The following is a 10,423-nucleotide window of genomic DNA, read 5'->3' as shown; positions in this document are numbered from 1 at the left end:
GACCGGAGTGGACGGACCACTGGTGTTCGGGTTGTGTCGCCAGACGCATTGCCCGGTAGCTATGTTCGGACGGGATAACCGCTGAAAGCATCTAAGCGGGAAGCCCCCTTCAAGATGAGACTTCCCTGGGCCCTAGAGGTCCCTGAAGAGCCGTTAAAGACTATGACGTTGATAGGTTGGGTGTGTAAGTGCTGTGAGGCATTGAGCTAACCAATACTAATGACTCGTGCGGCTTGACCATATAACGCCAAAGCGATTTGCTAGAGACTAGATACTTGAAACTAGAGACTAGAAAAAGCCATACGCAGCAGAGTGTTTAGCAAGAAATCAACTTAATCAAAGGATTCCATCTAGAGTCTAGTTTCTAGTCTCTAGTATCTAATTAGCCTGGCGACCATAGAAGGTTAGAACCACCTGATCCCATCCCGAACTCAGCAGTGAAATGACCGATCGCCGATGGTAGTGTGGGGTCTCCCCATGTGAGAGTAGGTCATCGCCAGGCACCCAACAGAAAAGCCCAGTTGAGCAATCAACTGGGCTTTGTCATTTTGTACCTCGTTATCAGCTGCACTATTGTGCTTAACTGTCGTTATGGGCAGCGGGCTCAAAATGTCTCAAATTAAAAATTTTTCAAAAAAGAGCCGCAAGATAGTAGTCGTAAAAGAGAGATCAAAAAGCGTTTTTAGGAACCACAAAGAACACTAAGCCTTTAATAAAAATACTTTGTGGCCTTTGTGCCCTTTGTGGTTCCAGTGCTTGTGCGACTTTCGTGACAGCCCCGGAAACGAGGCCGAAAGAATATCACTCGGCATCAATTGCCCGGAGAAGGTGACCAAAGTAGCCGCCGGTATCACCGCCTGCCCAGCATTCAGCGTTCTCATTTTGGCAGGAGGGTATGTACTCCTGGCACATAGCGCTGGGTGTTGTATATACAGGGCTGATATCCATATCTAAATACCCTTCGGGATGAAAAATGCGTCCTTTGTACTGCCCTTCTTCCATAGCGACAAAGCCTTTTACGTAAATGTCCTCTTCTACGGGGTAAGATGGCATTTCCATGTCATGTGAATAACAGGCAATAAAGCCATTGATGTATCCTTCTTCTACCTGGATTACTGGTATTAGCAAGCCATACAGCCTTATGTTCCCCGTGTTCCATGGTTGAACAGGTTCCGCAAAGCTGAAAAAGCTAATACAGAGCAGGGTTGCAAAGAATATGTTTAAGTGTGTTTTTCCTGTCATGGGTATGATCCTCAATAGTTTGTTCAGAGAATTTGATAGGAAGATCATATCTTTAGTTCCCTGCAAAGGTGATAACAGGGCGGTCAGTGTTGCTGACACAATCATGTCAGTTTGCAGTGATTTCCATGGTTATTTCAAATATGCTGCATTCACATAATTTTGTGATGGACAGGCAGTGTATTGATGATAAGAACCGCCAAACCAGATGATTGTGCTCAGATAGCGGATATCTACAACACCTATGTTTTGCACAGTACGGTGACTTTTGAAGTTAATCCTGTGACCCCTGAAGAGATCAATCAAAGGTTGAAGAAAGCACACTGTTTTCTGGTCTATGAACAAGATGGTGAGGTGCTCGGCTATGCCTACGCTGCCCATTATCATGCTCGCGCCGCCTATCGTTATACGGCGGAAGGTTCCATATATTTGCGCGATGGTGCTGGTGGACGTGGCATGGGTACCTTGTTGTATCAGGCGTTATTCAGTGCGGCAAAAGCGTTGGGGATTCGGGAAATGATTGGTGTGATTGCCCTGCCCAATCAGCGCAGTGAGGCATTGCATCAGAAACTGGGGTATAGAAAGGTGGGAGTGATGGAGCGCTGTGGGGTTAAGTTTGATCAGGTTATTGATACATCCATCTGGCAGCGTTCATTAATAGAAGAGCATGGGTAAGTGGTTGCGCAGCCGATAAATACCTGTTGCACCGTGTTATTCTCAGGCTGCTTCAATCCGTGGAAATGGTCAAGTGTGACAGGGAATTATCTTCCCCACCCGGATGACCATGCATCTTTATTAACAGGCGCATGTTATTGGAGGAGTCAGCATGCTGGATAGCTTGCTGGGCGGTGATTTTTCCAGCCTCAAACAGCTTGAATATGGATTGGTCAATGGTTTGCATACCCGAGTCTTTAGAGCGCTCCATCAGGTCATGGATTTCATCCACTTTGCCCTTTTTGATGAGATCGGCCAACGCCGGTGTATTTAACAGGATTTCATGGGAAGGATAGGCTGCCGTGCCATCTTCAGAGCTGAGCAGCTGTTGCCCCAGGATCCCCTGCAAGCTCAGTGATAAATCCAGAAGAACCTCTTCGTGTTGCTCCCGGGGGAAAAAGTGAATGATGCGTTCCAGCGCCTGATAGGCCGTATTGGCATGCAGGGTTGCAATACAGAGGTGACCCGTTTGCACAAATTCAATGGTATGCCTCATCACCTCGGGGGTGCGGATCTCGCCAATCACCACCAGGTCGGGTGCCTGACGCAGGGCGTTCGACAGACCTTCTTCATAAGATTGGGTGTCCAGTCCAACTTCTCGCTGGGTGACGATGCATTGTTTATGGCTGTGGATAAATTCAACAGGGTCTTCAATGGTGATGATATGCCCTTTACCCGTAGTGTTGCGATGGTTCACCAGTGATGCCATCGCGGTTGTTTTACCGGCACCTGCAGGCCCGGTAATCAGGATTAAACCTCTCTCCTGAAGAATCAGGTCGCAAAAAACATCCGGCAGGCCAAGCTCCCGGGGGGAAGGAATATCATGGTGAATGCGCCGGATCACCATTCCGGGTTCCCCTCGTTGGAAGAACGCACTGATACGAAAACGACCGGACTCCGGGTTCTGTATCGCGTAATTACTTTCACGGGTCTCACAGAATTCTCTAAAGCGCTCTTCGCCCATCATGGTGGCAAAAATATGGTGGGCCTGCTCGCTGGCCAGCGAAGTCTTGGCTATCGGTACCAATTGGTCATTGATTTTCAAACAGGGGGGGTAGCCGACCGTCAGAAACAGTTCTGAACCGTTACGATCAGCCAGCAGTGAGAGTGCTTTGTTAATATCCACGGTATAAGAGTGTCAGGTTGTTGAGACTCTTAGTTTGTCGGCTTGCTCAGCTCTCTCTTAATGCTTTGCAGATGTCTTCTTCGATATCTTCCGGTTTGGTGGTGGGGGCATAGCGGTCAATGATCTCGCCCTTACGACCGATCAGGAACTTGGTAAAGTTCCATTTTATCTTCTGAGTACCCAGCAGTCCGGGCGCTTCGGATTTTAAATCTTTATAGAGTGGCGCGGCATGATCACCATTCACCTCAATTTTCTCAAACATCGGGAAGGTAACCCCGTAGTTCTTCTGACAGAAAGCACCAATCTCTTCGCTGTCTCCGGGTTCCTGACGACCAAATTGATTACAGGGGAAGCCCAGGATGACCAGCCCCTGATCCTTGTATTTGTTGTATAGCTCTTCAAGGGTTTGGTATTGGGGAGTGAAGCCACATTTACTGGCAGTATTGACGATTAAAACGACCTTGTTCTCATAGTCAGCGAGTTCTTTCATTTCCCCGCCAAGCAAGGGCATTTTGTACTTCTGTAGTTCCATCGGTAGCGGCTCTTTTTCTGATTAGACCAACGCAGCAGGGTTGCCATCCGAAAGGTGCCTGATAGCCAATATCTTGCTGCATACTTAACACGCAATTTTTCAGCTTATCAATAATGGACAGGATCGGATCAAGAAACAACAAAAAAAGGCCTGAAATTCAGGCCCTAAAGATGAGGATTTGCGAATCACTGGCATTTGCCAGTTAGTCAGGTCTGAAATTTCGTTCGATGGCAGTCCCTCCATAAGTCAGCGGGTTAAGTGCTTGGGTGGCTCAACAAAGGCTTGGGGAGAGTCAGGTTGAGCCGATATGTAACATCTTTAATCTTAATGATAACGATTCTCATTATAATGTTGGGTGTGTGGATAACGCAAGTTCTGGATGAAAAAAAATTTAATTATTTGTTCAAGCTTGTTATGGCCTCGGCGTGAGGTTACGGATATCAGCTTTGTGAGGCTGTAGAGGGAACCATGGGGTTCTTGTACAGCAGGCTCTGAGAGGTTCGCTTTGGTCTGTATCCTCAATGCGCTTCTTGTCGATATAGACTGTACTAATGCAGAAGACAGGTTTCGGGGAAGCTGGCATTGAACAGGCGACTGGGTATTTTATTGTGCGATGAACATCATCCAGACTCTATTAAGCGTTTTGGCACCTTTGATAATGATTACAAAATGATGGTTGACCGGGTGATGCCCGGTCAGTGGCAGTATTCTGTCTGGCGCTGTTATCAAGGCAGCTTTCCATCCTCAGTTGACCAATGTGACGCGTGGATTATCAGTGGCAGCAAGTCTTCTGCTTATGATTCAGAGCCGTGGATTCTGAAACTCAGGCTGTTGATTATCGACCTTGCCAGGAGTGATGCATTGCTGGTGGGCATCTGTTTTGGTCATCAGATTATTCATCAGTCCCTGGGAGGCCGTGTTCGTAAGTTTCCCGGAGGATGGGGGTTAGGTGCTTATCCGGTGAAAGCGCTGTGTGATTTCGGGGGGTTTACGTCCGGTAGCATTATTCGTGTTCTGGCTGTGCACCAGGATCAGGTGGACCAGGTGGCACCGGGCTTTGCCGTGCTGGCAACCTCGGATTTCTGCGTGAACGCCATTACTCGACGGGGGTCTTCTATCCTGACCTGGCAGGCGCATCCTGAATTTGTCGACGGATTTTTTATGGATGTGTGCGATAGGCTGCGCACCATGGTGGGTGATCGATTAATTGATAAGGCGTTGGGAGCGGTTGGATTGCCTGATGACCGGGCCCGGGCAGGCGAGGCTATCGTTCATTTTCTTGCGGGCAATGGGTTAAACAATTCAAGCAGAGTCAGTTTACCGTAAGGGTCTTGGTAAAGTTCCGCTTGCCACTGTGTACCACTGCTCATTTGAAAAGCAAGCATATAACAGGTACCGAGGATATTCTGGCGTTTTGCTTCTGTTACTTTCAGTACCGAGTCGTTTTGTAAGTCCCTGGCCGCAAATTTTGCCATGTTCAGCATCTCAGGGTTTGGTGGTATTTCCAGCCAGCCGCTGGCACTCTTTTTGTCAGCATATTTATTGCCATGTACAGAATTTTCTGTGATGCAGGCAGATAATAAGGTAACCAATAACAGAGTAATAACGGGGAGCTTGCACATCGCTATTCAAACCGTGGTGCTGTTTACCGGATAAAATTTTAGATTATTTTTATTGCCTCAGCTGGAACTTTTTATTTTTTTTCCGGCTCTTTGGCAGAGCGTATCCAGCAATAAACCACAGTTGCCTTCTGTCACCTGATCCCGTGGGATCATCTCCAGCCAGCCGCTTTTTCCTGCGATGACAATAATATTGTCTTCTACCGTGATCGTCTTTACCTGCTTGTAGGGGCGAAAAGCCGGTTTCAGTAATGATGAACGGATGCTGATGCCATGTTCCTCAAGGCACAGAGTGCGGGTTTCCAGGCCAAGGTCCGGCTGGTAATGAAGACCAAAGCGTTTATGCACGGCATACCTGAGGCCGAGATTCAGTATCAGGAAAGTAATTAAGGCAGAGCCAAAGAGTCCGGAAAGCAGAATGTTGCTCAGGCTGTTCCGAAAGACCAGCAGTGGCATCAGTAAACAGGCCAGTGAGGCAACCCAGATCAACAGCGTATGCTTCGGACTGTATTTAATCATCAACTGGTTGATGCGGTTCTGGGTTTTCCCGGTTATGTGATAAGTGACGTGCATCAGAGCGCTTCGGCCTTGCGGTATTTGCCATCGTAGTCGAACAGCTTATCAATGATTTTCCAGTAATGTTTTTCCTTCTGCGCTATCACAAAGTCAGGTTTGCGAAATTTCTTGCGGCTGTGGATAACATTATCCACCGTTGACGCCCTGAATGACTCAGCACGATTAATCAGGGCATGCTTACCAAAATGATGATAGAACGCACCTTGCTGAGAGGGAGTATCCAGCCTGAAGAACTCATTGACTTCGGCACCATCTTCATCGTGGTAAGTGATCCTGATGCGCTGTTTGCCCTGAGCGTCTTTATCCGCACTCATTTCCATGCCAGAGCAGCGAATCACCAGGCAGTTTTTCAGGTTCAGAGCTTCTCGAAGCTTTTTATCCGGGTCGACCAGCCCGTTCTGGCAACTGTGACACTTTCTGGCGGCTATATCGTTTTCAGCACCGCACTGGTCACACTCTTTAAAGCGGTAGCGGAACTCACATTGTTCTTTCACTTCGCTGCCGTTGTCAGCCAAAAACGTTGCAAAGCCCTGACAGCGTCGACCATAGTGTTCAACCAGATCGCCATCGCTATCGACCACTCCCCAGAAATGATTCTCATGGCCACAGGCAGGACAGGGAACCGTGACGGGCACCGCTTTGGAATCCGGTTTGGGTTCGCCCACTTCCGGGCTGTATAAACTGAAGCGGTTGCCCGCATAATCAATAATCAGGCACTCTTTTTTGTCCGGTGTCAGGCGCAGCCCACGGCCAGCTATCTGCTGATAAAGGCTAACGGACTCTGTTGGCCGCAGTATGGCAATCAGGTCTACATGGGGTGCATCAAAACCGGTGGTGAGCACTGACACATTCACCAGGAATTTAAGCTGCTGCTGTTTGAACGCGGCAATCAGGCGGTCCCGCTCTTTTGCGGGCGTATCGCCAATAATCAGGGCGCTCTCATCGTCTGGCAGGTAACCCATAATCTCACGGGCATGGTCTACTGTTGAGGCAAACACCATGACACCTTTACGGGTAGCGGCTTCTTTTTTTACCTGATTGATGATTTCCCGGGTGGCCCGGGTTTTTCCTTTCAATAGCTGATTCAGTTCCTGTTCGCCATAACGTCCAAAGCTATCCCGGGATAGTTGGCTGAAGTCGTAGAAAACAATGGGGGCATCAACCACCTCGGGTGTCGTGAGATAACCATTATCAACCATGTAAGACAGTGGCAGCTCAAACAGGCACTCTTTGAAAAAGCGAGGCTCTTCAGTTCTGACCGACCCCTTGTTTTCAGCGCTTTGATAATACTGGTACAGCCAGCCCATCCCCAGGCGATAGGGGGTTGCTGTCAGACCGAGAACCTTAAGGTTTGGATTCAGACGTTTAAAGTGTTCAATGACCTTGTGGTAACTGGAGGTTTTCTCCATGGATACCCGGTGACACTCATCAATAACCAGCAGGGTAAATGCTTTCTGACCCGGTGCGTTCTGAAACTGTTCAAGATTTCTGACAACACTTTGCACACTGCCAAATATCACCTGTTCAGAGGCTTCTTTCTGGCCAAGTCCGGCACTGAAGATGGAGGCTTGCAATCCATAGCTTTGGTATTTGCCGTGGTTCTGCTCCACCAATTCTTTCACATGGGCCAGAACCAGAACGCGGCCACGGGCAATACGGGCCAGCTCGGAGATAACCAGGCTCTTGCCAGCACCTGTGGGCAGCACCAGCAGGGCCGGGTCATTGGATTTGCGAAAATGCCGTATCACACTGTGAACGGCATCTTTTTGATAGGGGCGGAGCTGGTAGACCATTTCGTGATTAGCCAAAGCTCTTTTGCAGATATTGGATAATATCGCCGGACTCATACATCCAGATATCGTCTTTGCCCGCTTCCTGGATACGTAAGCAGGGTACCTGAACCTTGCCGCCCATCTGTTGCAGCTCATTACGGGCCTGAGTATCGTTCATGGCATCCATGGTCTGGATGTTCAGGCCAAGTATGTGAATGGCCCTGCGGGTTTTGATACAGAAAGGGCAGGCCGTGAACTGGTAGAGCGTCATATTGGCTGTCTGTGCATTCACCCGGGCCTGCTGCTCCGGTGAACGTGCCATCGCTTTCGGGCGGGTCAGCTTATCTGCTGCCGCAATACCGTAGCCTAATACATTACGAATAATTTTTAATAACATAGGTTTTAGTACCAGTGAAAAGTCCCATTGTATCAGTTAAGCCAAAGCCTATGACTGATGGCCATGGATTTATACGAAATCAAGTGCCCGATGTATGATGTGCCATGGATAAGAAATGACAATTATATTTTGCATGGTTTCAATGAGTGGTTGTCGTGCCTCCGCACTCCGTTCGTCCTGAAGCCTGTCGAAGGACCCATAGGGCCTAAAGGCGGAAACTCCGGACTCTGATAGATCGTGCCAAGCACCCTGCGACTCCGCTCAGGGTGAACGGAGACTGTACACGTCAAACTCATTGAAACCATGTACTAGTTATAAACCTTATCCGGCAACCAGGTTGCCAGTTCTGGCCATATCGCTAGCGCACACAATACCATCAGTTGAATGATGATGAAGGGAATCACCCCTTTGTAGATATCGGCTGTCGCCACTTCTGGCGGTGCAACCCCCCGTAAATAGAAAAGGGCAAAACCGAAAGGTGGCGTCAGGAATGAGGTTTGCAGATTGACTGCAATCATAATCCCCAACCAAACCGGATCCAGCCCCATTGCCAGCAGCACAGGGGCAACCATGGGCACGACGACAAAGGTAATCTCGATAAAATCGAGAATAAAGCCCAGCAGAAACATCACCAGCATGACAATCAGTACGGCGGTAAACACCCCGCCGGGCATGGCTTCAAAATAGCTGTGAATCAACTCTTCACCATTGAAGCCACGAAATACCAGGGAAAAAATGGAAGCTCCAATCAAAATCATGAACACCATGCAGGTGACCTGTGTCGTTGAGCGAACCACCTCTCTCAGCGTTTTGATACTGAGCTGTCGGCGCAGAATCGCCAGCAGGATCGCACCAACCGCACCGACACTGGCCGCTTCGGTTGGTGTTGCGGCACCCGCCAGGATCGAGCCCAGAACCGCGACAATTAACACCAGCGGTGGCAACAGACAGGATAACAGGGAACGGTTGCTGCCCATGGACGCCAGATCGTTGTCGGTCAGTGCCGGTGCAGCATCCGGTTTAACGCGGGCAACCACCACCAGATAGACGACATAACAGAAAACCAGCAGCAAGCCGGGAATGATGGCACCAACAAACAGATCGCCAACAGACACCGTATCCGGTGAGAAGACACCCATCTTTATCTGTGACTGCTGGTAGGCACTGGATAAAACATCCCCCAAAAGAACCAGGGCAATGGACGGCGGAATAATCTGCCCAAGGCTCCCCGTGGCACAGATCGTACCGGTTGCCAGTGCCGGGGAATAGCCCCGACGCAGCATGGTTGGCAGGGATAACAAACCCATGGTGACGACTGTAGCGCCGACAATGCCGGTACTGGCGGCCAGCAGCATGCCAACCACAATCACCGAGAGACCAAGGCCGCCCCGGGTTTTGCCAAACAGGCGGGCCATGCTTTCCAGCAGACTCTCTGCCACTTTGGATTTTTCCAGCATTACGCCCATAAAGACAAACAGTGGAACCGCAATCAGGGTCTGGTTGGTGATAACACCAAACAGCCGACTGGGCAGGGCGTTCATCAGCGAGAAATCAAATACGCCAAACAGTGATCCGGCTCCGGCAAACAGCAAGGCGGTACCTGCCAGGGAAAACGCCACGGGATAACCAGCCAGCAGCACCAGGCAGACGGTGGCAAACATCAGAAAAGGAATGGCGTCCATCATGATCTGTCCTCCTGACGGCTTTCTTTACCGCTAAGGATCATGAGAGAACGCATCAGTTCGGCTACACCCTGAAGCACAAGGGTAACCACCATCACCAGGAGCAGGCTTTTCAGCAGATAGATAAAAGGCAGTCCTCCGGGATCCTGGGACTGTTCCAGAATGTGCCAGGAACGTGCGATGTAATCCCAGCTCATCACACCAATAAACAGACAGACCGGTAGCAACAGGAAAACGGTGCCCAGACTGTTGACCAGTGCCTGCTTCCGTGGGCTCATGGTTCGATAGAAGACATCAACCCGGACATGGCCATTGTGCTTGAGTGTGTAGGCGCTGGCACCCAGGAAGACCATGGCGTGCAGATACATGGCCGATTCCTGCATGGCGATGGAGCCGAGGTTGAGCAAGTAGCGCAAAACCACCACGGTACAGACGACGAATACCAGCAGTAATGTCAGCCAGCTGATTAATCTTCCGGTGTGTTCTGTGAATTGGTCGATGGCGGCTACCACCGACCTGGCATGTTTCCAGGCGGGATTCATACTGTCTTTCCCCCGGCAGCCAGAGCATTTGATGCTGGCCGCTTGTTATTATCATTATTTTTCAGTGTTCCATTACCAGGCCCTGAAAGGGGCATTTTGGTGTTTGCTTGAACTTGAAAAAGTGCAGTAAACAGAACACGTTAAGCGAAGCCATTATAGGCTTTCCCATGAGGGTTGAGCAATTTCACTATCTCACACGACCACTCATGATCTTTCTTGATGGA

General features: G+C 49.5%; 11 protein-coding genes and 2 rRNA genes. 5 read left to right on the top strand and 8 right to left on the bottom strand.

Features of this window, described 5'->3' with window-relative positions; all coding sequences use genetic code 11:
* Both J7439_RS15810 and rrf read left to right on the top strand, forming a co-directional pair.
* Window positions 1–241, top strand: a 23S ribosomal RNA gene (locus tag J7439_RS15810); the annotation flags it as partial.
* 145 nt (window positions 242–386) lie between these two features.
* Window positions 387–502: ribosomal RNA gene (rrf, locus tag J7439_RS15805) — 5S ribosomal RNA — on the top strand.
* A 299-nt stretch (window positions 503–801) separates the two neighbouring features.
* Here rrf and J7439_RS15800 read toward each other — a convergent pair.
* Window positions 802–1,341, bottom strand: a complete 540-nt coding sequence (locus tag J7439_RS15800) for a hypothetical protein (RefSeq protein ID WP_209202939.1) — start codon at window positions 1,339–1,341, stop codon at window positions 802–804.
* Between the two features lie 84 nt (window positions 1,342–1,425).
* On the opposite strand from J7439_RS15800, the gene J7439_RS15795 reads away from it, so the two are divergent.
* Window positions 1,426–1,914, top strand: coding sequence for a GNAT family N-acetyltransferase (locus J7439_RS15795; RefSeq protein WP_209202938.1), 489 nt, complete (start codon window positions 1,426–1,428; stop codon window positions 1,912–1,914).
* A 52-nt stretch (window positions 1,915–1,966) separates the two neighbouring features.
* On the opposite strand, the gene J7439_RS15790 is transcribed toward J7439_RS15795, so the two are convergent.
* Window positions 1,967–3,079, bottom strand: coding sequence for a PilT/PilU family type 4a pilus ATPase (locus J7439_RS15790; protein WP_209202937.1), 1,113 nt, complete (start codon window positions 3,077–3,079; stop codon window positions 1,967–1,969).
* A gap of 46 nt (window positions 3,080–3,125) precedes the next feature.
* Window positions 3,126–3,590 (bottom strand): glutathione peroxidase, encoded by a 465-nt coding sequence (locus J7439_RS15785; RefSeq protein WP_286196713.1) that lies wholly within the window; start codon window positions 3,588–3,590, stop codon window positions 3,126–3,128.
* Window positions 3,591–4,193: 603 nt separating this feature from the next.
* Between J7439_RS15785 and J7439_RS15780 the strand changes: the two genes are divergently transcribed.
* Complete coding sequence (locus J7439_RS15780) at window positions 4,194–4,937, top strand: glutamine amidotransferase-related protein (RefSeq protein WP_209202935.1); 744 nt, start codon at window positions 4,194–4,196, stop codon at window positions 4,935–4,937.
* A 147-nt stretch (window positions 4,938–5,084) separates the two neighbouring features.
* Window positions 5,085–5,267: a hypothetical protein gene (locus J7439_RS15775; protein WP_209202934.1), complete on the top strand. Its 183-nt coding sequence runs from the start codon at window positions 5,085–5,087 to the stop codon at window positions 5,265–5,267.
* Window positions 5,268–5,290: 23 nt separating this feature from the next.
* On the opposite strand, the gene J7439_RS15770 is transcribed toward J7439_RS15775, so the two are convergent.
* The 5 genes from J7439_RS15770 to J7439_RS15750 form a co-directional block, all read right to left on the bottom strand.
* A complete protein-coding gene (locus J7439_RS15770) occupies window positions 5,291–5,803 on the bottom strand; it encodes a hypothetical protein (RefSeq protein ID WP_209202933.1) in 513 nt (170 codons plus the stop codon).
* Entirely contained in the window at window positions 5,803–7,599 is a 1,797-nt protein-coding gene (gene radD / locus J7439_RS15765) for a DNA repair helicase RadD (protein WP_353623073.1), read from the bottom strand. The genes J7439_RS15770 and radD overlap by 1 nt, the downstream gene beginning before the upstream one ends.
* Before the next feature lie 7 nt (window positions 7,600–7,606).
* Complete coding sequence (locus J7439_RS15760) at window positions 7,607–7,975, bottom strand: glutaredoxin family protein (RefSeq protein ID WP_209202931.1); 369 nt, start codon at window positions 7,973–7,975, stop codon at window positions 7,607–7,609.
* Between the two features lie 308 nt (window positions 7,976–8,283).
* Window positions 8,284–9,660, bottom strand: a complete 1,377-nt coding sequence (locus J7439_RS15755; RefSeq protein WP_286198387.1) for a TRAP transporter large permease — start codon at window positions 9,658–9,660, stop codon at window positions 8,284–8,286.
* Window positions 9,657–10,199, bottom strand: a complete 543-nt coding sequence (locus J7439_RS15750; protein WP_209202930.1) for a TRAP transporter small permease subunit — start codon at window positions 10,197–10,199, stop codon at window positions 9,657–9,659. Before J7439_RS15750 ends, J7439_RS15755 begins: the two co-directional genes overlap by 4 nt.
* Window positions 10,200–10,423: the final 224 nt, after the last annotated feature.

The sequence above is a fragment of the Salinisphaera sp. G21_0 genome, from assembly GCF_017744115.1.
Classification (GTDB): domain Bacteria; phylum Pseudomonadota; class Gammaproteobacteria; order Pseudomonadales; family Endozoicomonadaceae; genus Endozoicomonas.
This window is presented reverse-complemented; position numbering and strand designations above follow the sequence as displayed.

Excerpts from the sequence above, each read along its gene's own strand:
- J7439_RS15795 (WP_209202938.1), top strand. The coding sequence starts at position 1,426 with ATGATAAGAACCGCCAAACCAGATGATTGTGCTCAGATAGCGGATATC.
- J7439_RS15785 (WP_286196713.1), bottom strand. The coding sequence starts at position 3,590 with ATGCCCTTGCTTGGCGGGGAAATGAAAGAACTCGCTGACTATGAGAAC.
- J7439_RS15775 (WP_209202934.1), top strand. The coding sequence starts at position 5,085 with ATGTTCAGCATCTCAGGGTTTGGTGGTATTTCCAGCCAGCCGCTGGCA.
- J7439_RS15770 (WP_209202933.1), bottom strand. The coding sequence starts at position 5,803 with ATGCACGTCACTTATCACATAACCGGGAAAACCCAGAACCGCATCAAC.
- radD (WP_353623073.1), bottom strand. The coding sequence starts at position 7,599 with ATGGTCTACCAGCTCCGCCCCTATCAAAAAGATGCCGTTCACAGTGTG.
- J7439_RS15760 (WP_209202931.1), bottom strand. The coding sequence starts at position 7,975 with ATGTTATTAAAAATTATTCGTAATGTATTAGGCTACGGTATTGCGGCA.
- J7439_RS15755 (WP_286198387.1), bottom strand. The coding sequence starts at position 9,660 with ATGATGGACGCCATTCCTTTTCTGATGTTTGCCACCGTCTGCCTGGTG.
- J7439_RS15750 (WP_209202930.1), bottom strand. The coding sequence starts at position 10,199 with ATGAATCCCGCCTGGAAACATGCCAGGTCGGTGGTAGCCGCCATCGAC.